The following is a 24,130-nucleotide window of genomic DNA, read 5'->3' as shown; positions in this document are numbered from 1 at the left end:
CATCGGCGTCGCCCGCGGCGCTCGCCCTTCCTGGCGGACAGGCGCAGGGCGGGCCGCTGGCTTCCCTGCACCCGTCGGGGGCAGAGGCTGCGCAACCTCTGGCCGTTGCCTCGGCGCCGCCGCCGCCACCGTCTGCCGCACCGCCGTTTCGCGCCGCGCCGCCCGATGCCACCTTGCGTGCCGTGCTGGCACGCTGGGCGGATGCCGCGGGCTGGACCTTCCAGCCGCAGCACTGGGCGGTCGATGTCGATATCCCGCTGGCCGCCACGGCCGATTTCCCGGGCGATTTCAAAGCCGCAGTGCGCGGCTTGCTCGCCTCGACCGAGTTGGCGGACAAACCGCTGCAGCCTTGCTTCTATGGCAATCGGGTATTGCGCGTTGTGCCGCTGGCGCAGTCGTGCACCCGGTCTATCGCTACCCCGGGGGCCGCATGAACCGCCGCCCGCTCATCATCCTGGCGCTCTTTGCCCAACTCGCCGGGTGCGCACTGACCCAGCAGGTCACCGACCTGCGCCGCGCCGCCGAGCGCAAACAGGCCGACGCTGGCGCGCGCCACCAGGCGTTTGCCGACAGTCTCACCGACCGCAATGCCCGCCAGTCCGCCCAAGAGGTGGCCACGCCCTGGCTTGCCGGCAAGCCGCAACCGTTGGCGCGAGACGTCTCCCTGCCGCCGGCCTTGCGCGAAAACGTGCAGACCACCCTCATGCTGGCCGACGATGCCGACTTGTCCACGGTGGCCCAGCGGCTGGCCGCGGCCACAGGCATGCCGGTGCGTGTCCGCCCCGATGCGCTGCTGCCGCTGGATCTGTTCCTGCCGCGTCTGGCCGTCAATGGCGCCCTGGACGCTGCCGTTGCGCAACGCTTTGAGGTCCGCGCCGGCGCGCAACCGCTGGCCGACCTGCTCGATGTCGTGGCGGCGCGCTATTCCGTGCATTGGCGCTATGAACACAACGCGCTCGAGTTCTACCGCACCGATACCCGGGTCTTCGATCTGCGCGCCTTGTCGCTGGCCAGCAAGGTGGATGTCCGCCTGGGCCGCGCGGGCCGGGCCGAGGCCGAAGGCTTCGAGAACACCTCCAGCACATCGCTGTCGGGCGGCGAACATAAAGCATTGGCCATCCTGCGTGCGCACGCGCAGGCATTCCTGACCCGTTCGGGCGTCATCGCCGATCCGGTCGAAGGCGAAACGGCGCTGGTCATCACCGATACGCCCGAGGCCCTCGAACGGGTAGGGCGCTATTTCGAGCGCGAGAACAAGGCGTTGACGCGCCGGGTCAGGCTCGTGTTCGAAGAAATCACCGTGATTTCCCGCGATTCGGCATCCGGTGGCATCGACTGGAACGCGGTCTATGCGGCAGCAGGGGGCGCGGCACGCCTGGCCATGCCGGCAATGCCGGTAGCCGGCGCCGGGGCACTGGAAGTGGCTGCCGGCCGCGGTCCGTTCGATGCGTCCCGGGCCATTCTTTCCGCGCTCAGCGCCTCGGGGGCAGTCGTGCGGCACAGCAGGGTGCCTGTGCTGACCCTGAACCGCCGGCCCGTCACGCACGCCGTGCGCACTACGTTCTCGTATATCGACCGCGTCCAGAGCACGGCCGTGCCGGGCATGACGGCGGACGGCGCCAACAGCTCGCTGCCCGCGGTGTCCATCAGCCAGAAAGAAGAAACCGTCGGTTCGTTCCTGACGTTGGTGCCGGATATCCAGGAAGACGGCCAGATCCTGCTGTCCATCGCCTACGACAACGCGGTGGCCCAACCCCTGAAAACGGTCACCTTCGGCGAACGGGGTAACCAGGTCCAGGTGCAGCAGATCACGGTGGACGGCAATGGCACCGTGCAGCAGATCGAACTGCGGCCCGGTCAGCCCGTCATCGTCTCCGGCTTTGATCGCAGCCAGGATCAGCATGACCGTCAGCGCCTGACCCCGGGGGCACCGTTGGTGGCGGGTGGCCAGGACAGCGCTACCTCAGAGCGCGTGACCACCCTGATCCTGGTCACCGCCCAGGTCGAAGAGGGTTTCTGATGCCCACACTCTCCAGGACGTCGGTATGACGCGCGCTCCGCAATTCCACCTTGTCGACTGCCCAGGCACGGATCGTGCGCTGGCGTTCGGTTTGCGCTGGCACGCGCTGATCGGCACCGACGTGGCCGCGTTGGCCCGTTCGCGCGGCCGCCGTCTGCGAGCGACTCATTACGTCGTGGCAGGCTCGCCCGCCACGGTCGCCGGGTATGGCCGCGGCGCGGTGCGCCGGGCTTGGCGCTGGCGCCGCGCGGGCGCTGGCAAACCCGCGCCACGCTGGCTGGCGGCCGCTCAATTGTTCGCGCTGCGCTACCCCGATGGCGGCCATAGCCTGGTTCGCCTGCCGGATGGGCAGCATTGGCTGGTGGCGGCTTATGCCGGCACGGTGCTGTCGCAGGCCGATCGCCTGTTCGGGTCGCACGACGAGGCGCTGCGCGAGCATGCCCGCCTGTTGCTCGCGCGGCCCGAGTTGCCGGGCCGCGATGGCGGCGACGTTTACGCCGCGTTGCTGCCGATGGGAGATGCCGCCGCACAACTGGCCGCGCTGCCGTCGCGCTGGAACACGCTGCCGCGGGCCTTGCGTCTGTTCCTGGCGTGCCTCGCGCTGTCCGTGGTTGCGCCTGCCTTGTGGCGGCAATTCCTTGCGCCGCCTCCGCGCACGACGGCGCCGCCTGTCGCGCCGCTGGAAGCGGCCGAGGTTGCCGCCCGCGCACGGCTTGCCCTGTTGAACGCGATTCCGGTCCATGGCCCTAATGAAATCGCCCGCGTGCTGGTGGGGTTGGTGAAGGTGCCGATCGAAGTCCAGGGGTGGGCCCTGCGGCGTGCGCAGTGCGATGCGCAGGCCCGGCACTGGACCTGCCGCGCCGACTACGCCAGAGCGCATCCGCAAGCGACCAACCAGGGCCTGTTCGCCCGGCTGCCTCGTGGCTGGCGCGTGTCGTTCAATCCGCTCGAAGACGCCACGCTCTCCTGGCAGGTGGCATCCGATGCCAGGACCCTGGCCGATCTGCCGCTGCCCACGCCCTTGCAGGTCGATACCGGCGTGGCCGTGACGCTGCAGCAATTGCGGCCGGCGTTCAGTTCGATCGTCATGGCGCCCGCGGTGCTTGCGCTGCCGGCAGCGGCAGGCATGGCCGCGGCGTCCGCTGCCGCCGCCGCGCCGATGCCCGCGATACGTTCCCGGGCGATCACGCTCGCCGGGCCGTTGCGGTCCTTTGCCTTGTTGCCGGGCCGTCTTGGCGTGGCGCGCTGGTCCCGGCTGGCCTTGAACATCCAGCCTCAACTTCGCTCCAGCCTCGCTGCAAGCACGCTGGTCGCAGAACTGCAGGGAGTCCTCTATGAACAGGAATAAGCTTTGGCGGCGGTCTTGCCGTGCCATGCCATGGCGTGGGGTATGGGCTGTCGCAGGCGCCGCGGTGTGGGCCGCGGGGGCGCAGGCGCAGCCCGCCGTTGACGCTGCCGACCCGCAGGCGTGGCCTGAAGCCGAGACGGTGCGCACCCTGTTGCGCGCCGACGCCGCCGCCGCGCTCACCGAGTGCCGGGTGCCAGGTATCTGCCCGGCCAACGGCGCCACGGCATCGCGCGCGCCCATGCCCGCGCCGGTTCCCGACGACGTGCGCGTGGCGGCCATCTTCGGCGTGGCGCGGCATCTGCAGGTCGACCTGCTCGTCAATGGCGCCTTGTTGCGCTACCAGGCTGGCCGGGCCGCGCCGGTGGCCGGGGCCCGGGTGGCGCAGGCGTATCAATTGGTGGCGGTCGACGGCGGTTGTGTGCGGCTGCGCCGCGACGACCGAGATGTCCGCGCGTGCCTGGACGCCGGGAGCCCCACGCCATGAATACGCCGTCCGCTTTCCCAGGCGCGCTGGGCGCTGCCATTTGCCCGCTCGATGCGCCCGAAGACATCGCGCGGCTTGACCCCGCGTTCTCGCGGGCCCTGGGCCGCGAGTTCGACCTTGCCGCGATGGCGGGCCGGTTATGCCCGGTGTTGCTGGAAAACGGCGATGTCGCGATCTTCGCCGTCAAGGAATTCTGCGTGGGGGACGCCATCGACGAGGTCGAGCGCATGGTGCGGGCGCAGGGATACCGACTTGCCAAACCGTCACGCTATCTACTGCCGGCCGCATTGCTGCTGATGGTCGCGCGCGGCCAGCTGGCCGCCCAGGGCCTGTCGCGGCGCGACGGCAGCCGGCAGGCCGCACGCACTTCGGCGTTGGCGGCGCTGTTCCTGGACATCGTGGCGTGGGGGGTCACCCAGGGCGCCAGCGATGTGCACATCAACGTGAACCAGCGGCGCGATGGTTGCGAGATCCGCTACACCATCCATGGGGAATACGTCGTTGCGGAACGATTCTCCGGCTTGTCCAACGCCACCTTGCTGGAAGTATTGGCCGTGGCCTGGATGGATGTGCGGGGCGGCAACGGCGCGGTGTTCGATCCCGCGCTGGAACAACAGGGCCGCATCGCGCTGGAGCTGGCCGGTACGCCGGTGGTGTTGCGGTGGGCGTCACTGGCCACCGACGCCGGGCCTTCGGTATGCCTGCGCATCCTGCGGCTGGACGCTGCGGGCGGGCACGACCTGCACGCGCTTGGCTACCTGCCGGGCCAGGTGGCGACCCTCATGGACGCGCGTGAACGCGAAGGGGGCGCCATCGTGCTGGCCGGCGTCGTGGGGGCGGGCAAGTCCACCACGTTGGCCGCGCTGATGCGCGGCATCGAACCCACCCGCAAGGTCATCACGCTGGAAGATCCGGTCGAATATGTCATCGGCAACGCGTTGCAGAACAGCCTGGGCGGCGCGCTGGCCGTGTCCGGCTGGCCCGCGTTCGACGCCAAGCTCAAGACCATCAAGCGCTCGGCCTTGAACGATCTGCTGATCGGCGAAATCCGCGATATCGACACCGGCCGCGCCTTCATGGACCTGGCCAGTTCCGGCATCAGCCTGTACGCCACCACGCATGCGGGGTCCGCGGCAATGATCCCCGAGCGGTTGGCGTCCGAGGCCGTCGGCGTCTCGCGTGAGCTGCTGGCGGCGCCCGGCATTCTCAAGCTGCTGGTCTACCAGACGCTGCTGCCCAGGCTGTGCCCGGCCTGCGCCTGGCCCGCCGCCCAGCTCTGGGGCGCAGCGCAGCGGCGCCATGCCCCCGGCCAGGCCGAGCACTGGCGACACTGGATGGCAGTCCTCACGCGTACCTTCCTGCTTGATGCGGCCGCGCTCAAGGTGCGAAACCCGGACGGCTGCGCCGATTGCCGCCGGCCGCACATGCCCGAACTGAACGGCACGATCGGGCGCAGCGTGGCGGCCGAAATGATCGAACCGGTACGTGCAGCGGGTTTCCTGGACTGCGTGCGCAGGCGCGACTACGGGCCATTGCGGCCCGCGGCCAGGGCGGTGCCCGACGCCTCCTGGCGTGACGAAGCCACGCGTGGCGCCAAGGCGCTCAACAGCGCGCTGTTCAAAGTGGCTCAGGGCGAAGTGGATCCGCGTGCGCTACCCCGGCGTTTCGATCTGGCGCTGCCTGTCGGCGTGGCAGGCCGGCCGGAGGCCGCGCATGGCTGACTCTCTACTGCGGGCGCTGGCCTGGCGCCGGCATTTCAACATCAACCTGGGCCTGCGCTGGGATGCATGGCGCTTTCTGCCGCACCGCGCCGATTACTACGAATACCTGGCCGACCTGATCGACGGACTGCAGGGCCGCCGGACCCTGCGAGACCTGTTCGAGGACGATGCGCGCCGCTACGGTCCCGGTACCGCCCGTGGCCGCCTGTCGCAGTATTGGGCCGGTGCCTACCAGGATGCCGGCGGCGATCTGGGCGCGGCCTGGCAGGGCACTTTGCCCACGGCGGAATGCCTGCTGCTGGCCTGTGTGCAGGACGAGGGCGGCGATCTTTCCGCCGCGCTGCGTGATCTGGCGCGGGCGGCCAGGCTGGCCGCCGAAGCGCGCTTTGCCTTGGTGTCCACCGCCGCCGCGGGCGTGGTGGCTGCGGTGGTGGCGCTCGCCATGCTTTGCGCTATTCCGTTGTTCACCGCGCCGCGCCTGCAGCAGGTGTTCCAGGCGTTGCCGGCAGAAGACTACGGCCGGCAGACGCGTGCGCTGTTTGCGCTGGCCGCGGCGGCCCGCCAGTGGCTGGCGCCGTGGCTGGTCCTGGTGGCGGGCCTGGGCGGACTGACCCTGTGGTCATTGCCGCATTACACGGGTGCGGCCCGGGCCTGGCTGGACAAGCGGCTGATCTGGCGCCTGCATCGGGATTTTCAGGCCATCCGCTTTCTTTCCCTGCTGGCTGTGCTGGTGCGCCAGCATGGCGCCGCCGATACGCGGCTGCGGCGCGCGCTCACCGTGCAGGGGCGGGGCGCGCAGGCCTGGCTGGCCATGCATCTGGAACGCATGCTGATGCGCATCGACGCCGGCGCGACGGATGCGCAGATCTTCGATACCGGCCTGCTGGACGCGGAAACCTGGTGGTTCATGGCGGACATGATGGGGGCGCTAGGCATGGAGGCGGGACTCGAACGCGTGCGGCACCGGGTTGAATCCCGGCTGCTGGCGCGGGTACGCCTGCAGGCTGCCGTGTTGCGCTGGGCGTTGCTGATCGGTTCAGTCGCCACCGCGTTGGCCATCACGTTGTGGCACTACGCCGTCATCGACGAATTGCGCCTGGCGCTCACGAATTTCTATGCCAGCCGCTGATCGCGGCAGGACTCATTGCGGTAGCGGTTGGTTTTTCACCATGGAGAGGCGAATGGAACAGTTCAGGGCAGGCGTCGCGGGCGGCAGGCGCGAGCGGGGTTTTTCGTTGGTGGAGGTGTCCATCGTGACGGCGATCGTTCTATTGATCGCCATCGTCGGCATTCCGGCCATCGGCAGTTATGTCATTGAAAACAAGGTGCCCAAGGTCGCCGAGGAGTTGCAGCGCTTCATCGTCAGCATGCGGGTCAACGCGCAGGGTGGCGGCGTCACCCCCTATGCCGGCCTGGATACCGGGGCCATGGCCAACATGCTGCGCGACTCCAGCGTGCTGTCGGTGCAGGGTAGTGGCCCGTCGGCGCGCATCGCGCATGGGCTGGGCGGAAGCGGCACGGGCAGCAGCGGCGTGGTGCAGGTGGCTGCCACGTCTCTGGCCGGTGCGGGCGTGGGGGCGGCGTTCACCGTCACCTTGAACAACGTCAGCAACGCTGCCTGCCCGGCGCTGGCGTCCGTGCTGCAACGCGTGTCCGAGGTCATCTCGATCGAAGGCGATAACGGCTCCGGGGTGGTCAAGAATGCTCTGGCCGTGCCGGCCGTGCCGTATCGGGCGGCCTTGGCCCAGACCCGTTGCAGCCAAGGCGACACCAATACCTTCGTGTTCACCGCCAAATGAGTGCCCGCATGAGCGCCAGCACGAGGTTCATCGGTCACGCCGGGGGAACTGGCGAGTCCCCCGGCGGCGCCCTGCCGCGCTCCAGAGGCCGGCAGGGCGGTTTTTCGCTGCTCGAACTGGCCCTGGCGTTAGCGCTGACGGCCATGATTGCGATCTGGGCCTCCAGCCAGGTGGCGCATCGCATCGAAGATTCGGCGTCGCGCGCGACCGGTGTCTGGCTTGCGCAGGTCCGGGGTGCGATGGAACAGGTACTGCTGCGGCATTTCGATCCCTGGGCCGACGGCCGGGGGCCGGCTGCCGCGGACGGTTCGCCGCTATTTGCCGATTCCCTGGCGCCCTCGCTGGATGAGTTGCGCCGGGCCGGCGCGTTGCCCGCCGGCTTTCCGTTGCAGTCCGCCCTGGGCTTCGGCGCGCGTATCCAGATCGTGCGCACGGCCACATGCCCGGGGCAGCCTTGCCGCCTGGACGCGCTGATCTACAGCGACGGGCCGCTCTTGAAATCAGGGACGCAATCCCCCGACCTGGCCGCCCTCGCGGTCGTGATCGAGGCCGCAGGCGGGTACGGCGGTGCGGTGTGGCCGACGGCGCCCGCCGCGTTGCGAGGCGCCGCCTTCAGCTTCGGCAATCCCGTTGCACCGGGCGGGGCGGCCTATCCGGCGGGCACGGTCGCGTCCTGGGCCGGCCTGGAGCGCTCCGAGGCGGACAAGTTCGTCAAGCTGCGCGACGCCCGTGATCCCGACCTGCAAGGCGGCCTGACCGTCGCCGGCCGGCTCAAGGGCGGAGAATACCTGGAACTGCAAGGGCTGGCCGGCGCGGGCCAGGACTGCCGCATGGCGCCCGCGGGTATCGCTCGCGCGGCGTCGGGCGAATTGCTCAGTTGCCAATCCGGCCTATGGCAAGAGGCCAGCGGCGGCGGGTTCGGCGGCGCATTCAGCATCAATCACCCGCGTGGCTGCTTCCAGGTATCCGGCGAATCCACGGCCAATCCGCGCACCGGCACCTGCAACTGCCCGGCCGGCTACTCGGCGGTGATGGTGTCGGCAGGCGGGGCCTGGGATGCCGAAGTGGGCTGGACGACGGGGTATATCTGCATGCGCTGAGGGGCGGGCAGGCCCCGGCAGCGCAAGCCGCCGACTACCCTCTATAATCAAAGATTCGCCTAAATCCTGCTTCATCCAAGATGAAATCCTCCGAGATTCGCCAGCAGTTCCTGCAATTCTTCAAGTCCAAGGGACACACCATCGTTCCTTCGTCGTCGCTCGTGCCGGGCAACGATCCGACCCTGCTCTTCACCAATTCGGGCATGGTCCAGTTCAAGGACGTGTTCACGGGCAAGGAATCGCGGTCGTACACGCGCGCCACGTCGTCGCAGCGCAGCGTGCGCGCCGGCGGCAAGCACAACGACCTGGAGAACGTGGGCTACACCGCCCGTCACCATACGTTCTTCGAAATGCTGGGCAATTTCAGCTTCGGCGACTACTTCAAGCGCGACGCCATCCAGTACGCCTGGGAGCTGCTCACCCAGGTCTACAAGCTGCCCGCTGAAAAGCTCTGGGTCACCGTCTACCAGGAAGACGACGAAGCCTACGACATCTGGGCCAAGGAAGTCGGCGTGCCGGCCGAGCGCATCATCCGCATCGGCGACAACAAGGGCGCCCGCTACGCCTCGGACAACTTCTGGCAGATGGCCGACACCGGCCCCTGCGGCCCCTGCTCGGAAATCTTCTTCGACCACGGTCCCGAGATCTGGGGCGGCCCCCCGGGATCGCCTGAAGAAGACGGCGACCGCTACATCGAAATCTGGAACCTGGTGTTCATGCAGTTCGAACGCGACGCCGCCGGCAACATGCCGCGCCTGCCGCGCCCCTGTGTCGATACCGGCATGGGCCTGGAACGCATCGCCGCCGTGCTGCAGGGCGTGCATTCCAACTACGAAATCGACCTGTTCCAGCACCTGATCGCCGCCGCTGCCCGCGAAACCGGCGTCAAGGACCTGGAAAACAACTCGCTCAAGGTCATCGCCGACCACATCCGCGCCTGCTCGTTCCTGATCGTCGACGGCGTGATCCCCAGCAACGAAGGTCGCGGCTATGTGCTGCGCCGCATCGTGCGCCGCGCGCTGCGCCACGGCTACAAGCTGGGCCAGACCAAGCCGTTCTTCTACCGCCTGGTGCCTGATCTGGTCGCCGAAATGGGCGAAGCCTACCCCGAGCTGACCAACACGGCCGAGCGCGTGGCGCAGGTGCTCAAGCAGGAAGAAGAGCGCTTCGGCGAAACCCTCGAACACGGCATGCGCATCCTGGATACCGCCCTGGCCAACGTGCCCAAGGGTGGCCAACTGGATGGCACCACGCTGTTCACGCTGTACGACACCTACGGTTTCCCGGTGGACCTCACCGCCGACATCTGCCGCGAACGCGAAGTCGACGTCGACATGGCCGGCTTCGAAGTCGCCATGGAACGCCAGCGTGACCAGGCCCGCGCCGCCGGCAAGTTCAAGATGGCCGAAGGCCTGAGCTACGAAGGCGCCGAAACGCGCTTCGAAGGCTACGAAAAACTCGAACTCGACAACGTCAAGGTCACGGCCCTGTATGTCGACGGCACGCAGGTCAAGCAGGTCCAGGCCGGCCAAAGCGCCGTCGTGGTGCTGGACGCCACCCCGTTCTACGCCGAGTCCGGCGGCCAGGTGGGCGATACCGGCCTGCTCGAAGCCGCGGGCGTGCGTTTCGCGGTGGGCGACACCCTGAAGATCCAATCGGGCGTGTTCGGCCATCACGGCACCCTCGAAGAGGGCACGCTGTCGGTGGGCGATACGCTGCTGGCGCGTGTTGACGCGGTGCGCCGCGCCCGCACCGTGCGCAATCACTCGGCCACCCACCTGATGCACAAGGCCTTGCGCCAGGTGCTGGGCGCCCACGTGCAGCAGCGCGGTTCGCTGGTCGATCCCGACAAGACCCGTTTCGACTTCGCCCAAGATGCGCCCCTGACCGCCGAGCAGATCGCGCGCGTCGAAGCCATCGTCAACGCCGAAGTCCTGGCCAACCAGCCCACCGTGGCCCAGGTCATGGCCTACGACGACGCGGTCAAGGGCGGCGCCATGGCGCTGTTCGGCGAAAAATACGGCGACACGGTGCGCGTGCTGGATATCGGTTTCTCGCGCGAACTGTGCGGCGGCACCCATGTCAGCCGCACCGGCGACATCGGCCTGTTCAAGATCGTGTCCGAAGGCGGCGTGGCCGCCGGCGTGCGCCGTATCGAGGCCATCACGGGCGACAACGCCCTGGCCTGGGTGCAGAACCAGAACGCCTTGCTGACCCAGGTGGCCGGCATGCTGCGCAGCACGCCCGCCGACCTGCCGGCCCGCATCGCCCAGGTGCAGGATCAGGTCAAGCAGCTCGAAAAAGACCTCGAGCAATCGCGCAACAAGCTGGCTGCCAGCGCCGGCAACGACCTGGCCAGCAGCGCCGCGGTCGAGGTCAAGGGCATCAAGGTCCTGGCTGCAGGCATCGGCGATGTCGATCCCAAGGCCCTGCGCGGCATGGTCGACAACCTGAAAGACCGCCTCAAGCCCGCAGTCGTGCTGCTTGCCACCGGCTCGGCCGATGGCAAGATCAGCGTGGTGGGCGGCGTGACCGCCGACCTGACCGACCGCATCAAGGCCGGCGACCTGGTCGGCTTCGTCGCCAGCCAGGTGGGCGGCAAGGGCGGCGGCCGCCCCGACATGGCCATGGGCGGCGGCACCGACATCGCCGCCTTGCCGGCCGCGATTGCCAGCGTGCAGAAGTGGGTCGATGAGCGCCTCTGACATGGTTGCCGAGTCCGGCGCGCAAGCGCCGTCCTTCGACCAGGACGTGGATGCCAGCGGGCTGACCTGCCCGCTGCCCATCCTGCGCGCCAAAAAAGCCTTGGCGCAGATGGAAAGCGGGCAGGTGTTGCGCGTCATCACCACCGACCGCAATGCCATCCGCGACTTCCAGGCCTTTTGCCGCCAGACCGGCAATGCCCTGGTTGCCCAGCACGAAGCCGACGGCCGTGGCGTGCACTACCTGCGCCGACGCTAGTTGCTATCCGTCCCCATGAAAAAGGCCAGCCTTTGTCGGGTTGGCCTTTTTGTTTTCCGGCGACGCGCCTATTTGTGAATGGCCGCGGCGACTGCCTGGGTGATGGTGAAGTCCACCAGATCGCCTTCTTTCAGCTGTGCCAGCCGCGCCTGCATGGCGGGGTCCTGCACCTGGATCGTGCGCAGAGCGCCTTGCGGGCCCTTCAGGGTGACCAGGTTGGCGCTTTTGTTGATGTGCCAGATCTCGGCCGTGATACGGGTCTGGCGGCCGGCGGCGCCACCGGGCTTGGCGCCCTTGGCGCTACGGGTGGCGGCGGTTTCGGTGACGACTTCGGGGGCGCCCGTGCCGGCCGGCCGCACGTCCACAGCCACCGATTCGTAGTAGTCCAGCGTCAGCGTGTCGCCGGGCTTGATCTGCTTGAAGTTGCGCACGTCCGGGCCGGCCTGCACGTCGACGACGTTGCCGTTGTTGCCTTGCAGTGTGATGGTCCGGGTAGCGGGGTCTACCGCCGTGACCTTGCCCGTAGTGGTGGTCAGCGCTGCGCCGAGCACCCGGGCCGACGCCGTCAGCGGCATCGCCAACATGCCCGCCAGCAAACCTGTCAAAGCCAGTCGTGCGACAGGGGTGAAGACAGCTTTACGGTTCTTCATGTTGCACCCTCCGGAAGAGGAAGTTTGAGGGAAACGCCGATTTCTACAATCAGGTATATTCTTCAAACGCGCTGACAGGCAGCACAGGGGCGCCCAACGGGCTACACTCTGTCTGCGGCGGGCTCCGGCCCGTATTTAGGGATTTCTAGAATACCCGCATGTGGTGTTTTAGAACACAAATCCCGCGCGACTCCCGATTTTTCAGCACCTGCATTTGCCAGCCGGCTTGTTTAAGTGCTAGAATTTCCCGTTTTTCACAACTAATTCAAGGGATTACCTATGGTGGTGATTCGCCTGGCCCGCGGTGGGTCCAAGAAGCGTCCGTTCTACAACCTGGTGGCCACCGATTCGCGTAACCGTCGCGACGGCCGTTTCATCGAGCGCGTGGGTTTCTACAACCCCGTTGCCAACGAAGGTACGGAAAACCTGCGCATTGCGCTGGATCGCGTGCAGCACTGGACCAGCAACGGCGCCCAGCTGTCGCCGGCTGTCGAGCGTCTGGTCAAAGACTACTCGGCCAAGGTTTCCGCCGCGGCTTAATTGCCCGCGTCGTTTAGCCTGAACCCTGCTAGTTTTTACTACGCTAGATAAAACCGACTGCCCGATACATGTCTGATGCCGCAACTTCCAACGCGGCGCCTGCGGACTTGATCGAGCTGGGTCGCATCACTGCGGCCTACGGTGTGAAAGGCTGGGTCAAGGTGCAGCCGCATTCGGCCAACGCCGAAGTGCTGCTCTCAGCTTCTCAATGGTGGTTGACTCGCCCTGTGCCTGAATTGGCGCGGGGCGCTGTCGCGTCTGCGCCTGTCGCATACAAGATCGTGCAAGTCCGTTCGCAGGGCGCCACCGTGGTGGCGCAGTTGAGCGGCATCGCCGATCGCGACCAGGCCGAAGCCCTGCGCGGTTTTTCCGTGCAGGCGCCGCGGGGTTCCTTCCCCGCGCCCAAAGAAGACGAATACTACTGGGTCGATCTCATTGGCTGCTCGCTGTACACCACGGCGAGCGGCGAATCCGCGCTTATCGGCGTGGTGGACGAAGTCCTTGATAACGGCGCTCATGCCGTCTTGAAGGTCTTGTGCCAGAAGGTGGGGGCCGACGGTCCCGAAACGCTTCTGAACGCCAAGGGAAAGCCCGCCGAAATGCTCGTTCCGTTCGTACGCGCGCACATACAAGCCGTCGACCTGGCCGCTCGCCGCATCGATAGCGACTGGCCCGCGGATCTCTGATGCGCATTGACGTCGTTACGCTCTTTCCCGAAATGTTCGGGGTAGTGCGCGACCTGGGTGTCACCGGCCGGGCGCATGCCCAGGGCCGGTGGTCCCTGCATGCCTGGAATCCGCGCGATTTCACGCACGATATACACCGTACCGTGGACGACCGCCCTTATGGCGGCGGCCCCGGCATGGTAATGATGGCGGCCCCGCTCGAGGCCGCCGTCGGCGCTGCCCAAGCCGCACGCGCGGCACAAGGTCTGGCGCCGGCCCCCGTGGCGCTGTTGGCGCCCGTGGGCAAGCGCTATGACCAGGCCGGCGCCGAGGCCTTGGCCGCCAGTGATGGCCTGATCCTCATCTGTGGCCGCTACGAGGGCGTGGACCAACGCTTCATCGAACGCTGCGTCACGCATGAAATCTCGTTGGGCGACTTCGTGTTGTCCGGCGGCGAAATCGCGGCGCTTGCCGTCATCGACGCCGCCGTGCGCTTGTTGCCCGGCGTCCTGAACGACGGCGATTCTGCCCTGCAGGATTCCTTCAACGACACCTTGTCCGGCTTGCTGGACAGCCCGCATTACACGCGGCCCGAGGTGTACGAGGGCGCATCCGTGCCCGCGCCGCTGCTCAGCGGCCACCACGCAAATATCGCGCGCTGGCGCCGCGAGCGTTCGCTGGCGCTGACGGTCACCCGCCGGCCCGAACTCATCGAATCGGCCCGCGCCCAAGGCTGGCTGACCCTGGCCGACGAGCGTTACCTGGCCGAACTGGCCGGCGAACCCTTGCCCGAGCCGAAGAAAAAGCGTCGTTTCTCCAAGCCCAAGACGGCTTGATCCATTGCCGTGCACCGTGCGCCGTGCTGGCGCACGCGCAGTCCTGCCATGGCCGCGGCGGGCTACGCTGAGGGCACCCTGGTGCCCACCCCCCCCAATCCGAGTTGCCCCACCGCTAGGGATGTTCCTAGGTTGTGGCGCTTGGTCGCGCTCCTTAGTATTGAAAATTATATAAAAATGAAATTTTCATATGAGCCGATCCTCTTCCTCGTTGCGCGTGGATGCGCCGCTGCCCAAGCCGGTGGCGTTGGCGGGGCGTCCCGAGTCCGCGGTGGATCTCTGGCTGGGCCAGCAGTTGCGTCAATTGCGCAAAGGGCAGGGCCGTTCGCTGGCTGATGTCGCCCAGGCCTGCGGAATGTCGCTGGGCCTGCTCAGCCAGATCGAGCGGGGTTTGAGTTCCGCCTCGGTCAAGACGCTGCATCAACTGGCGCGCGAGTTCGGGGTATCGGTCAATGCCTTGCTGCGCAATGCCGAGCACACCGAAGGCGAAGACGGCGGCCGCGTTGCCCGGGCCGGCACGCACCGCTATATCGACCTGCGCGAGAAGGGCATCGTCAAAGAGATGTACACGCCGCCGGCCTGCCGCAGCATGGACCTGTGCCGCTGCACCATCGAGCCGGGTGGTTCGACCGGCAATGAGCTGTTCGTGACGGGGCAGGGCGAGCAGATCGGCGTGGTGCTAAAGGGTTCGCTCGAACTCTGGGTGGGCGACCGCGTCGTCCTGCTCAATGAAGGCGACAGCTTTTGCTATGCCAGCAGCACGCCGCGCCGCTGGCGCAATCCCGGGTCGCAGGCGACCGAGGTCATCTGGGCCATTTCCAATATCACTCAAGCCGCGGGGGACGAGACGCAACGGGCGCCTTGAGCGCGCGGGCAGTAAAGCGGCGCGATGACACTGGGGATCATCCGCCTTCCGGGCAGCGCCCGGAACTCTTTGCCACGATGAGGAAATGTCATGAAATTCAAGACTCTGGTTGTCTCTGTATTTGCAGCATTGTCCACGGCCGCGGGCGTGCAGGCCCAAACGGTGGTGAAGGTGGGGTCCACGCCCACCGGCAGCCCGTTCACGTTTCTCGATACCAAGACCAACAGCATCGAAGGCGTGATGGTCGACATCGTGAAAGCGGTTGGCAAAGAGGCCGGCTTCGAGGTGCAGATCGAACCCATGGCGTTTTCCGCGCTGATCGGCTCGCTCACGTCCAAGCGCATCGACATCGTCTCGGCGGCCATGTTCATCACGCCGCAGCGCCAGCAGGTCGTGAGCTTTTCCGAACCCGTATATCGCTACGGCGAAGGGTTGATGGTGCTCAAGACCGACAACAAGGAATACAAGTCCTTTGCCGACATGCAGGGCATGACGGTGGGCGTGCAGGTGGGCACGGCCTTTGTCGAACCCATCCAGAAAAGCGGCGTGTTCAAGGAAGTGAAGCTCTACGACAATCCGCCGGACATGATGCGCGATGCCAATGCTGGCCGCATCCAGGGTGGCTTCATGGACTTCCCCATCGCCGCCTACATCCTGACCCAGGGCAACTATCCCAACCTGAAAATGGCGCAGTCCTACCAGCCCACCGTCATGGGCAGCCTTGGGCTGGCCACGCGCAAGGACGACACAGCCTTGCTGGACCGCATCAACAAGGCGCTGACCAAGCTGAAGGCGGACGGCTCCATCGACCGCATCCTGAAAAAGTGGGGCCTGGGCGCCTGACGCCGGGGTGAGGGCGGGGCCGCCTGGGCATGCGCCCGACCTGCGTGCAGCGTGCGCGCGGGCGGGCCTGCCATGGCCGGCGCTCGCAAGCGCAGTCTTGTTGGGGTGATGAGGCATGACGGAATTCTTCAAGGACGCGGCGGAATACCTGCCGATATTGCTGCAAGGCGCCAAGCTCACCATTTTGGTGACGCTGGGCTCGCTGGCCTTGTCCACGGTGCTGGGGCTGGTGTGGGCGCTGATGCGCGTCTCGGGCAACAAATACCTGGCCAAGTTCAGTGCCGGCGTGATCAACCTGCTGCGCGGCATCCCGATCATCGTGCTGCTGTTCTACATCTACTTCGTCATGCCGGACATGGGGGTGTCGCTGACGGCCGTGCAGGCCGCCATCATCGGCCTGGGCGTGGCGTATTCGGCCTACCAGGCCGAGAACTTCCGCGCCGGCATCGAGGCCATCGACCGCGGCCAGATCGAAGCCGCCATGGCCATGGGCATGAGCTGGAGCCTGACCATGCGCCGCGTGGTGCTGCCGCAGGCGGTCAAGATCGTGCTGCCGCCTTACGGCAACATCATGATCATGATGCTCAAGGACTCGTCGCAGGCGTCCACCATCACGGTCGCCGAACTGGCCCTGCAAGGCAAGCTGATCGCGGTGTCCACTTTCAAGAACGCCACGGTGTTTTCGCTGGTGGCGTTGATGTACCTGGTGATGTGCGTGCCGCTGATCCTGCTGGTGCGGCACCTGGAAAAAAGGAGCGCCGCCAAATGATCGAACTCAAGGGAGTGCGCAAGAGCTTCGGTTCGCTGGAAGTGCTCAAGGGCATCGATGCCGAAGTCACCAAGGGCGAGGTCGTGTGCGTCATCGGGCCGTCTGGCTCGGGCAAGTCCACCATCCTGCGCTGCATCAACGGCCTGGAACGCTACAACGCCGGCAGCATCACGGTGGATGGTGAGCGGGTGGACTGCGACGCCGCGTCCATCGTCTCGATCCGCACGCAGGTGGCGATGGTGTTCCAGCGCTTCAACCTGTTTCCCCACCGCACCGCGCTGGAAAACGTGGTGGAAGGGCCGATCTACGTGAAGAACGAACCGCGCGCGCAGGCGCTGGAATGGGGGCGCGAGCTGCTGGCCAGCGTCGGGCTGGCCGACAAGGCCGATGCCCATCCGCCGCAGCTCTCCGGCGGCCAGCAGCAGCGCGTGGCGATCGCGCGGGCGCTGGCCATGCGGCCCAAGGCCATCCTGTTCGACGAGCCGACCTCGGCGCTGGACCCGGAACTGGTGGGCGATGTGCTGGGCGTGATGCGCAAGCTGGCCGAGGCGGGCATGACGATGGTGGTCGTGACGCACGAGATGAGTTTCGCCCGCGAAGTCGCGGACCGCGTCATGTTCTTTGACGGCGGCGTGATCGTGGAGCAGGGCGCCGCCCGTGAAGTGCTGAATCATCCGCAGCACCCTCGCACGCAGGACTTCCTGCGCCGCGTGCTGCATCCCATGTAAGGAACCGCCATGTCGCAGACGCCGTTTCCCCTGTCCCCGTCGCTCTGGGCCGCCACGGCCGCGCCGCCGCCCGATACCCAGCCGCTGACGCAGTCGACCCAGGCCGACGTGTTGGTCGTCGGGGGCGGGTATGCCGGCTTGAGTACCGCGTTGCACCTGGCCGAGCAGGGCGTTCGTACGGTCTTGCTGGAGGCGCGCGAAATCGGTTTCGGCGGTTCGGGCCGCAACGGCGGCCAGGTCATCCCGGGGCTGAAATACGATCCGGATGCGCTGGTTGCCATGTTTGGCGCCGAGGCCGGCGAACGCCTGGTGCGCTTTGCCGGCGCCACTGCGGATTCGGTCTTCAATCTGATCGAGCGCCATGCGATGGACGTGCCGCATGTGCGCCAGGGCTGGATCCAGGGGGCGCACAACGCCGCGGCGCTGGAATTGGCACATGCCCGCGCGGCGCAGTGGGCCCGCCACGGCGCCGATGCGCAGCCGCTGGACAAGGCCGAGGTCTCGCGCCTGATCGGCACCGACCGCTATCTGGGCGGCTGGGTCGACCGGCGCGCAGGCGCCATCCAGCCCCTGAGCTACGCGCGCGGCCTGGCCCGGGCAGCCTTGAATGCCGGCGTTGTGATCCACACCGATACGCCCGTTGCCGGCCTGCGCCGCGAGGGCGGCAAATGGACCGCCACCACGGCGGGCGGCGCGACCGTCATCGCCGACCGCGTGGTGATGTGCACCAACGCCTACGGCGCCGACCTGCTGCCGGGCCTGAAGCCCTCGATCATCGACGCCAATACCTTCCAGGTCGCCACCACGCAGCTGCCCGAACGCCTGCGTGCGGGCATCTTCCCGGAAGGCCATGTCACGTCGGATACCCGCAATCTGCTGCTGTACTTCCGGCTGGATCACCAGGGGCGGCTGCTGATGGGCGGGCGCGGGCCTTTCCGTGAACCCAAGGGCCCTGAGGACTGGGCGCACCTGGAGCGGGTGATGGTGAAGATGTTCCCGCAGGTGGCGGGCACGCCGTTCGAGTACCGCTGGTGCGGCCGGGTTGCCATCACCCGGGACTACCTGCCGCACCTGCACGAGCCCGAACCCGGCTTGTTGGTGGATATCGGCTGCCAGGGGCGTGGCGTGGGCCTGCAGACCAGCATGGGCCGCGCGATGGCGCAATACCTGGTCAGCGGCGATGCGAAGGCGCTGCCGGTGCCGCTGTCGCCCGTGACGCCGTTTCCGCTTTACGGCTTGCGCAGGTTGTACGTGAATGCCGTGGTGACCTGGTATCGAATGACCGACGGCGGCGTCTAGCGCGGTGATCGCAAGGCGGATTCAGCGCCGGCTTCGATGGACGAAAAAAAGCCCCGGACCGGGTCCGGGGCTTCGGTGTGCATCAGGCGTGGCGCCCGCCAGGCATCAGTTGCCCAGCTTGCCGCGCTGCTCGCGCACCTTCTGCAGCGTTTCACCGAATTGCGCGACGCGGGCCTTTTCCTGTTCGACCACGGCCGCGGGGGCGCGTTCGACGAAGCTGGCGTTGGACAGCTTGGCGTTGGCCTTGGCGATCTCGCCTTCCAGGCGCGCAATTTCCTTGTCCAGGCGGATGCGTTCGGCCGCCACGTCGATCTCGACGTGCAGCATCAGGCGGCTGGCGCCCACCACCTGCACCGGCGCGCCGGCATCGGGCAGGGCGTCCAGCACGTCGACCTGGCTCAGCTTGGCCAGCGCGGCCAGGTAGGGTGCGTTACGCGTCAGCGTGGGCGCATCGCCCTGGGCGCACAGCGGCACCTTCTGGGCGGGCGACAGGTTCATTTCGCCGCGCAGCGCGCGCACCGCTTCGACCTGGGCCTTCAGTTCGGCCACATCGGCTTCGGCGGCGGTGTCCACGGCGGCAGGGTTGGCCTGCGGGTAGGGCTGGACGCTGACGCTGTCGGCGACGCCTTCCTTGCGCTTGCCGGCCACGACCGAGACCTTCTGCCACAGTTCTTCGGTGATGAACGGAATGATGGGGTGGGCCAGGCGCAGCACGCCTTCCAGAACGCGGATCAGCGTGCGGCGCGTGCCCAGCTGCTGGGCCGGCGTGCCGGTCTGGATCTGGACCTTGGCCAGCTCCAGGTACCAGTCGCAGTATTCGTCCCAGATGTAGCGGTACAGCGCGTTGGCGATGTTGTCGAAGCGGTAGTCGGCAAAGCCGCGTGCCACGTCGGCTTCCAGGGCCTGCAGCTGGCTGACGATCCAGCGGTCCACGAACGACAGTTCGCCGGTTTCCGTGCCGGTGAGGTCATGGCCTTCGGTGTTCATCAGCACGAAGCGGGTGGCGTTCCAGAGCTTGTTGCAGAAGTTCCGGTAGCCCTCGCAGCGCTTCAGGTCGAAGTTGATGTTGCGGCCCAGGGTCGCGTAGGCGGCCATGGTGAAGCGCAGTGCATCGGTGCCAAAGGCCGGGATGCCGTCCGGGTATTGGCGGCGCGTGGCCTTTTCAATGCTGCCCGCCTGCTTGGGGTTCATCAGGCCGTAGGTACGCTTGGCCACCAGGCCGTCCAGGTCGATGCCGTCGATCAGGTCGATCGGGTCGAGCGTGTTGCCCTTGGACTTGCTCATCTTCTGGCCGTCTGCGTCGCGGATCAGGCCGTGCATGTAGACGTGCTTGAACGGAATCTGGCCGGTCAGGTGCGTGGTCAGCATGACCATGCGCGCCACCCAGAAGAAGATGATGTCAAAGCCCGTGACCAGCACGCTGGACGGCAGGTAGCGTTCCAGGTCGGCCGTCTTGTCGGGCCAGCCCAGGGTGGTGAAGGGCACCAGGCCCGACGAGAACCAGGTGTCCAGCACGTCCGGGTCGCGCGTGAGCGCGCCGGTCACGCCGGCAGCGCGCGCCTGTGCTTCGGCTTCGGCCTGGTCGTGCGCCACGAACACCTGGCCGTCTTCCGAGTACCAGGCGGGAATCTGATGGCCCCACCACAGTTGGCGCGAGATGCACCAGTCCTGGATGTTGTTCAGCCACTGGTTGTAGATCGTGGTCCAGTTGTCCGGGTAGAACTGGATGCGGCCGTCGGCCACGACTTCCAGCGCCACTTCGGTGATGCTCTTGCCCGGGTTCAGCGTGCCTTCGGGGGCCGGCTTGCTCATGGCCACGAACCATTGGTCGGTCAGCATGGGTTCGAGCACGACGCCGGTGCGGTCGCCCTTGGGCTGCATCATCTTGTGCGGCTCGACCTTGACCAGGTAGCCCTCGGCTTCCAGCTGGGCCACGACGGCTTTGCGGGCCTCGTAGCGTTCCATGCCCTGGAACTGCTTGGGGCCGTTTTCGTTGATGTGCGCATCCAGCGTGAAGATGACGATCAACGGCAGATCGTGGCGCATCGCGCAGGCGTAGTCGTTGAAGTCGTGCGCGCCGGTGATCTTCACGCAGCCCGTGCCGAATTCAGGGTCGACGAAGTCGTCGGCGATGATGGGGATGTTGCGGTCGCACAGCGGCAGTTCGACCTGCTTGCCCACCAGATGCTTGTAGCGCGGGTCTTCGGGGTGCACGCACAGCGCGCCGTCGGCCAGCATGGTCTCGGGGCGGGTGGTGGCGATGGTCATGCCGCGCAGCGTCACCGTCTGGCCGTCCTTGTCGACGATGGTCTGCGGGCCGTCGACGAAGGGGTAGAGGATGTGCCACATGTGGCCGTCGGTTTCTTCCGACAGCACTTCCAGGTCGGACACGGCGGTCAGCAGCTTGGGGTCCCAGTTGACCAGGCGCTTGCCGCGGTAGATCAGTCCCTGTTTATGCAGGCGGACGAACGTTTCCACCACGCCGCGCGACATGCGGTCATCCATGGTGAAGTATTCGCGCGGCCAGTCGGCCGACGCGCCCAGGCGGCGCACCTGGTCGGTGATCGTGCTGCCCGATTTTTCCTTCCATTCCCAGACTTTTTCCACGAATTTCTCGCGGCCCAGGTCGTGGCGCGAAACCTTCTGGGCGTCCAGCTGTCTTTCAACCACGATCTGCGTGGCGATGCCGGCGTGGTCCGTCCCCGGAATGAATACGGTGTCGTCGCCCAGCATGCGGTGGTAGCGGATCAGACCATCCATGATGGTCTGGTTGAACGCGTGGCCCATGTGCAGGGTGCCCGTCACATTGGGCGGCGGGAACTGGATGGCGTAGGGCTTTGATTCCGTCCCCGTTTTTACGTGCGAACCGGCAGCGAAATACCCGCGCTTGTCCCACTCGTCATACCAGCGGGATTCAAGTTCGGCGGGTTCGAAGCTCTTGGAGAGTTCCTGGGAGTCGTTCGCGGGATTCGCGGCGTTCGGGGGAGCGGCTTGGGTCATTACAGGGTTCCGGCAGACAGGGCGCCCGGTCGATGGATACGGGCAAGCAAACCGCTCATTTTAAGATGTAATGCGGTCGTATCGGCGTGTTAGAATACCGGGTTACTGTAAACCTTTTAGAAGTCCCTGAATTCATTGAAGTTTCGCCAAAAATTTGGGGGGCTCAAAGTCAGAGGCTCAAAGGGTAGGCAGTGTCGAATCCCCGCCTGGGTCATCGTCACAGGCGGCCGGGCCGGTCCGGGGCAAGCATTTGTTCCGAACCGCTTCTCGCGCCCACAGCGCGATGCGCCTTGAAGGGTGACACCAACAAGCGCAGGCCGCACCAGGCAATCATAGAAACCAGTCAGCAATCAGTTTTCGGAGTTCTCATGTCCATCCAACGTACCCTCTCGATCATCAAGCCCGACGCCGTCGCCAAGAACGTCATCGGCCAGATCGTCGGCCGCTTCGAGCAAGCCGGCCTGAAGGTCATCGCCGCCCGCCTGGCCCAGCTGTCGCGCGCCGACGCCGAGCGTTTCTACGCCGTGCACAAAGAGCGCCCCTTCTTCAAGGACCTGGTCGACTTCATGATCTCCGGTCCCGTGTTCGTGCAAGTGCTGGAAGGCGAAGACGCCATCCTGAAGAACCGCGACCTGATGGGCGCCACGGACCCCAAGAAGGCCGCCCCGGGCACCATCCGCGCTGACTTCGCCGACAGCATCGACGCCAACGCCGTGCACGGCTCCGACGCTCCGGAAACGGCCGCCGTCGAAGTGGCTTTCTTCTTCCCCGAAATCAACATCCACAGCCGTTGATTTCCCGGAATACGTTTTAGATATTTAGCGTTACCCAGGTCATGGAATCCGTCGAACGAATCAATCTGCTGGGGCTGGACGGCTCCGCCCTGTCCGAACTCGTCGGGCAGTGGGGCGGCAAGCCGTTTCGCGCCCGTCAGCTGCAGCGCTGGATGCACCAGCGCGGCGCCGATTCGTTCGACGCCATGACCGACCTGGCTCGCGACTTCCGCGGCCAGCTCGCATCGAATTGCCGCATCGAGGCCTTGCCCGTCAATATCGAGCAGCGCTCGACCGACGGCACGCGCAAGTGGCTGTTCGACGTGGGACAGGGCAATGCCATCGAAACCGTCTTCATCCCCGAAGACGACCGAGGCACCCTGTGCATTTCCAGCCAGGCCGGCTGCGTGGTCAATTGCCGCTTCTGCTCGACCGGGCACCAGGGCTTCAACCGCAACCTGAAGACCAGCGAAATCATCGGCCAGCTGTGGTGGGCCAAGCGCGTGCTCGAAGCCGACATCGGCACGGCGCGCCTTGAAGGCGCCCGCGCCACCGAAGACACCCGCGTCATCAGCAACGTGGTCATGATGGGCATGGGCGAACCCTTGCTCAACTACGACCAGGTCCTGCCGGCCCTGCGCCTGATGCTCGACGACAACGCCTATGGCCTGTCGCGCCGCCGTGTCACGGTGTCCACCTCGGGCGTGGTCCCCATGATGGACCGCCTCTCGCAAGACTGTCCGGTGGCACTGGCCGTATCGCTGCACGCGCCCAACGACGCGCTGCGCGACGAGCTCGTGCCGCTGAACAAGAAATACCCCCTGAAGGAGCTGCTGGCCGCGTGCGAACGCTATCTGGCGTACGCCCCGCGCGACTTCATCACTTTCGAATACTGCATGCTGGACGGCATCAACGATACCGACCAGCACGCCAAAGAACTGATACACATTGCACGCCAGATTCGCTGCAAGCTCAATCTGATCCCGTTCAATCCCTTCCCCGCGTCCGGCCTGAAGCGCTCGTCTTCGGCACGCGTCAAGGTGTTTGCCCAGCGTCTGATGGACGCCGGCATCATCACGACCGTACGCAAGACCCGGGGTGACGATATCGATGCCGCTTGTGGTCAACTGGCGGGAGAAGTGCGCGACCGTACCCGAATCACTGAACGGAACGCCGCGCAGCGCCAGACCATACCAATTAAACAGGTGCATGCATGACGCAGGATTTCGCTTCTGCAGTTTCAGAGACGTCCACGGGCGCCGCAAGCGGCTCGGGCAATGTGGGTTCGGCGCTGCGTACGCTGCGCCAGTCCAAGGGTTGGTCGCTCGACGAAGTGTCCAGCCGCATCAAGTTTTCCACCAAGCAGATCGAGGCCCTTGAAAACGAGCAGTGGGCCGATCTGCCCACCGGCGTTTCGCTGCGCGGCCTGATCCGCAACTACGCCCGCCTGCTGGGCGCCGATGCCCAGGCCATCGTGGATTCGCTGGACCCCAAGGCCCGCGCCACCGGCCCCGTCAAGCTCAGCCCGGGCGCGCTGCATTCCGCGCATTCCATTCCCCAGTCCAGCGCCGACGACGACCGCTCGTCGTCCACGTCGTGGGGCTGGCTGATCGCCATCGTGCTGGTGCTTGCCGCCGGCGTCGCCTATGCCTTCTGGCAGGGCTGGCTGCCGCAGCACTGGCTCGCGTTCGACTGGCTTCCCAAGCTGTCCAAGTAATTACCGGTTCCG

23 protein-coding genes are annotated in these 24,130 nt (G+C 66.5%); 21 read left to right on the top strand and 2 right to left on the bottom strand.

Going from position 1 to position 24,130, the window contains the following annotated elements; genetic code table 11:
* From HV798_RS10575 to HV798_RS10530, 10 genes are all read left to right on the top strand, one after another.
* Positions 1-434: toxin co-regulated pilus biosynthesis Q family protein (locus HV798_RS10575; RefSeq protein ID WP_175216405.1), on the top strand; the 434-nt coding region annotated here is incomplete at its 5' end.
* Positions 431-2,020, top strand: a complete 1,590-nt coding sequence (locus HV798_RS10570) for a hypothetical protein (RefSeq protein ID WP_175192648.1) — start codon at positions 431-433, stop codon at positions 2,018-2,020. The genes HV798_RS10575 and HV798_RS10570, both read left to right, overlap by 4 nt.
* 25 nt (positions 2,021-2,045) lie before the next feature.
* Positions 2,046-3,368 (top strand): type IV pilus inner membrane component PilO, encoded by a 1,323-nt coding sequence (locus HV798_RS10565; RefSeq protein WP_246288679.1) that lies wholly within the window; start codon positions 2,046-2,048, stop codon positions 3,366-3,368.
* Positions 3,369-3,432: 64 nt separating this feature from the next.
* Positions 3,433-3,852: a hypothetical protein gene (locus HV798_RS10560; RefSeq protein ID WP_246288677.1), complete on the top strand. Its 420-nt coding sequence runs from the start codon at positions 3,433-3,435 to the stop codon at positions 3,850-3,852.
* Entirely contained in the window at positions 3,849-5,573 is a 1,725-nt protein-coding gene (locus HV798_RS10555) for an ATPase, T2SS/T4P/T4SS family (RefSeq protein ID WP_175192646.1), read from the top strand. The genes HV798_RS10560 and HV798_RS10555 overlap by 4 nt, the downstream gene beginning before the upstream one ends.
* Complete coding sequence (locus HV798_RS10550) at positions 5,566-6,702, top strand: general secretion pathway protein (RefSeq protein WP_175192645.1); 1,137 nt, start codon at positions 5,566-5,568, stop codon at positions 6,700-6,702. The genes HV798_RS10555 and HV798_RS10550 overlap by 8 nt, the downstream gene beginning before the upstream one ends.
* Positions 6,703-6,754: 52 nt before the next feature.
* Positions 6,755-7,372: a type 4 pilus major pilin gene (locus tag HV798_RS10545; RefSeq protein WP_175192644.1), complete on the top strand. Its 618-nt coding sequence runs from the start codon at positions 6,755-6,757 to the stop codon at positions 7,370-7,372.
* Positions 7,373-7,380: 8 nt separating this feature from the next.
* Complete coding sequence (locus HV798_RS10540; RefSeq protein WP_246288675.1) at positions 7,381-8,472, top strand: shufflon system plasmid conjugative transfer pilus tip adhesin PilV; 1,092 nt, start codon at positions 7,381-7,383, stop codon at positions 8,470-8,472.
* Positions 8,473-8,552: 80 nt separating this feature from the next.
* On the top strand, positions 8,553-11,177 hold the full coding sequence (gene alaS / locus HV798_RS10535; RefSeq protein WP_175192643.1) for an alanine--tRNA ligase: 2,625 nt from the start codon (positions 8,553-8,555) through the stop codon (positions 11,175-11,177).
* Positions 11,164-11,433, top strand: a complete 270-nt coding sequence (locus HV798_RS10530) for a sulfurtransferase TusA family protein (RefSeq protein ID WP_175192642.1) — start codon at positions 11,164-11,166, stop codon at positions 11,431-11,433. Before alaS ends, HV798_RS10530 begins: the two co-directional genes overlap by 14 nt.
* A 68-nt stretch (positions 11,434-11,501) precedes the next feature.
* Here HV798_RS10530 and HV798_RS10525 read toward each other — a convergent pair whose 3' ends face one another.
* Positions 11,502-12,083, bottom strand: coding sequence for a hypothetical protein (locus tag HV798_RS10525; RefSeq protein WP_175192641.1), 582 nt, complete (start codon positions 12,081-12,083; stop codon positions 11,502-11,504).
* A 279-nt stretch (positions 12,084-12,362) separates the two neighbouring features.
* On the opposite strand from HV798_RS10525, the gene rpsP reads away from it, so the two are divergent.
* The 8 genes from rpsP (at position 12,363) to HV798_RS10485 (ending at position 18,628) form a co-directional block, all read left to right on the top strand.
* Positions 12,363-12,623 carry a 30S ribosomal protein S16 gene (gene rpsP / locus HV798_RS10520; protein ID WP_025135207.1) on the top strand — a complete coding sequence of 87 codons (261 nt, stop codon included), beginning with the start codon at positions 12,363-12,365 and terminating at the stop codon, positions 12,621-12,623.
* Between the two features lie 68 nt (positions 12,624-12,691).
* Positions 12,692-13,309: a ribosome maturation factor RimM gene (rimM, locus tag HV798_RS10515; protein ID WP_175192640.1), complete on the top strand. Its 618-nt coding sequence runs from the start codon at positions 12,692-12,694 to the stop codon at positions 13,307-13,309.
* Positions 13,309-14,124, top strand: a complete 816-nt coding sequence (gene trmD, locus HV798_RS10510; RefSeq protein ID WP_025135209.1) for a tRNA (guanosine(37)-N1)-methyltransferase TrmD — start codon at positions 13,309-13,311, stop codon at positions 14,122-14,124. Before rimM ends, trmD begins: the two co-directional genes overlap by 1 nt.
* Positions 14,125-14,314: 190 nt before the next feature.
* Positions 14,315-14,989 carry a helix-turn-helix domain-containing protein gene (locus tag HV798_RS10505; RefSeq protein WP_175192639.1) on the top strand — a complete coding sequence of 225 codons (675 nt, stop codon included), beginning with the start codon at positions 14,315-14,317 and terminating at the stop codon, positions 14,987-14,989.
* Positions 14,990-15,079: 90 nt separating this feature from the next.
* Positions 15,080-15,832: an ABC transporter substrate-binding protein gene (locus HV798_RS10500; protein WP_175192638.1), complete on the top strand. Its 753-nt coding sequence runs from the start codon at positions 15,080-15,082 to the stop codon at positions 15,830-15,832.
* 115 nt (positions 15,833-15,947) lie between these two features.
* Positions 15,948-16,601, top strand: a complete 654-nt coding sequence (locus HV798_RS10495; RefSeq protein ID WP_025135212.1) for an amino acid ABC transporter permease — start codon at positions 15,948-15,950, stop codon at positions 16,599-16,601.
* On the top strand, positions 16,598-17,329 hold the full coding sequence (locus HV798_RS10490) for an amino acid ABC transporter ATP-binding protein (protein ID WP_175192637.1): 732 nt from the start codon (positions 16,598-16,600) through the stop codon (positions 17,327-17,329). Before HV798_RS10495 ends, HV798_RS10490 begins: the two co-directional genes overlap by 4 nt.
* Before the next feature lie 9 nt (positions 17,330-17,338).
* Positions 17,339-18,628: an NAD(P)/FAD-dependent oxidoreductase gene (locus HV798_RS10485; RefSeq protein WP_175192636.1), complete on the top strand. Its 1,290-nt coding sequence runs from the start codon at positions 17,339-17,341 to the stop codon at positions 18,626-18,628.
* 105 nt (positions 18,629-18,733) lie between these two features.
* Here HV798_RS10485 and HV798_RS10480 read toward each other — a convergent pair whose 3' ends face one another.
* Positions 18,734-21,628, bottom strand: coding sequence for a valine--tRNA ligase (locus HV798_RS10480; RefSeq protein ID WP_175192635.1), 2,895 nt, complete (start codon positions 21,626-21,628; stop codon positions 18,734-18,736).
* Positions 21,629-21,996: 368 nt separating this feature from the next.
* Here HV798_RS10480 and ndk point away from each other — a divergent pair, with 368 nt between their 5' ends.
* Genes ndk through HV798_RS10465 form a run of 3 tightly spaced genes read left to right on the top strand, consistent with a single transcriptional unit; the run spans position 21,997 to position 24,118 of the window.
* Positions 21,997-22,422 (top strand): nucleoside-diphosphate kinase, encoded by a 426-nt coding sequence (gene ndk, locus HV798_RS10475; RefSeq protein WP_006393972.1) that lies wholly within the window; start codon positions 21,997-21,999, stop codon positions 22,420-22,422.
* A 41-nt stretch (positions 22,423-22,463) separates the two neighbouring features.
* Positions 22,464-23,618: a dual-specificity RNA methyltransferase RlmN gene (gene rlmN / locus HV798_RS10470; RefSeq protein WP_175192634.1), complete on the top strand. Its 1,155-nt coding sequence runs from the start codon at positions 22,464-22,466 to the stop codon at positions 23,616-23,618.
* Positions 23,615-24,118, top strand: coding sequence for a helix-turn-helix domain-containing protein (locus HV798_RS10465; RefSeq protein WP_025135217.1), 504 nt, complete (start codon positions 23,615-23,617; stop codon positions 24,116-24,118). The genes rlmN and HV798_RS10465 overlap by 4 nt, the downstream gene beginning before the upstream one ends.
* Positions 24,119-24,130: the final 12 nt, after the last annotated feature.

This window comes from Achromobacter deleyi, assembly GCF_902859705.1.
In the GTDB taxonomy this organism is placed as follows: domain Bacteria; phylum Pseudomonadota; class Gammaproteobacteria; order Burkholderiales; family Burkholderiaceae_B; genus Achromobacter; species Achromobacter deleyi.
Note: the sequence above shows the minus strand (reverse complement) of the source record. Positions and strands in the feature narration are given on the sequence as shown.

Bases quoted from the DNA above. Each gene is read 5' to 3' on its own strand.
- HV798_RS10485 (WP_175192636.1), top strand. From the start codon at position 17,339: ATGTCGCAGACGCCGTTTCCCCTGTCCCCGTCGCTCTGGGCCGCCACG.
- HV798_RS10570 (WP_175192648.1), top strand. From the start codon at position 431: ATGAACCGCCGCCCGCTCATCATCCTGGCGCTCTTTGCCCAACTCGCC.
- rimM (WP_175192640.1), top strand. From the start codon at position 12,692: ATGTCTGATGCCGCAACTTCCAACGCGGCGCCTGCGGACTTGATCGAG.
- HV798_RS10555 (WP_175192646.1), top strand. From the start codon at position 3,849: ATGAATACGCCGTCCGCTTTCCCAGGCGCGCTGGGCGCTGCCATTTGC.
- HV798_RS10505 (WP_175192639.1), top strand. From the start codon at position 14,315: ATGAGCCGATCCTCTTCCTCGTTGCGCGTGGATGCGCCGCTGCCCAAG.
- alaS (WP_175192643.1), top strand. From the start codon at position 8,553: ATGAAATCCTCCGAGATTCGCCAGCAGTTCCTGCAATTCTTCAAGTCC.
- HV798_RS10495 (WP_025135212.1), top strand. From the start codon at position 15,948: ATGACGGAATTCTTCAAGGACGCGGCGGAATACCTGCCGATATTGCTG.
- HV798_RS10465 (WP_025135217.1), top strand. From the start codon at position 23,615: ATGACGCAGGATTTCGCTTCTGCAGTTTCAGAGACGTCCACGGGCGCC.
- HV798_RS10500 (WP_175192638.1), top strand. From the start codon at position 15,080: ATGAAATTCAAGACTCTGGTTGTCTCTGTATTTGCAGCATTGTCCACG.
- rlmN (WP_175192634.1), top strand. From the start codon at position 22,464: ATGGAATCCGTCGAACGAATCAATCTGCTGGGGCTGGACGGCTCCGCC.
- HV798_RS10540 (WP_246288675.1), top strand. From the start codon at position 7,381: ATGAGCGCCAGCACGAGGTTCATCGGTCACGCCGGGGGAACTGGCGAG.
- ndk (WP_006393972.1), top strand. From the start codon at position 21,997: ATGTCCATCCAACGTACCCTCTCGATCATCAAGCCCGACGCCGTCGCC.
- HV798_RS10480 (WP_175192635.1), bottom strand. From the start codon at position 21,628: ATGACCCAAGCCGCTCCCCCGAACGCCGCGAATCCCGCGAACGACTCC.
- HV798_RS10565 (WP_246288679.1), top strand. From the start codon at position 2,046: ATGACGCGCGCTCCGCAATTCCACCTTGTCGACTGCCCAGGCACGGAT.
- HV798_RS10525 (WP_175192641.1), bottom strand. From the start codon at position 12,083: ATGAAGAACCGTAAAGCTGTCTTCACCCCTGTCGCACGACTGGCTTTG.
- rpsP (WP_025135207.1), top strand. From the start codon at position 12,363: ATGGTGGTGATTCGCCTGGCCCGCGGTGGGTCCAAGAAGCGTCCGTTC.
- HV798_RS10490 (WP_175192637.1), top strand. From the start codon at position 16,598: ATGATCGAACTCAAGGGAGTGCGCAAGAGCTTCGGTTCGCTGGAAGTG.
- HV798_RS10530 (WP_175192642.1), top strand. From the start codon at position 11,164: ATGAGCGCCTCTGACATGGTTGCCGAGTCCGGCGCGCAAGCGCCGTCC.
- HV798_RS10545 (WP_175192644.1), top strand. From the start codon at position 6,755: ATGGAACAGTTCAGGGCAGGCGTCGCGGGCGGCAGGCGCGAGCGGGGT.
- trmD (WP_025135209.1), top strand. From the start codon at position 13,309: ATGCGCATTGACGTCGTTACGCTCTTTCCCGAAATGTTCGGGGTAGTG.
- HV798_RS10550 (WP_175192645.1), top strand. From the start codon at position 5,566: ATGGCTGACTCTCTACTGCGGGCGCTGGCCTGGCGCCGGCATTTCAAC.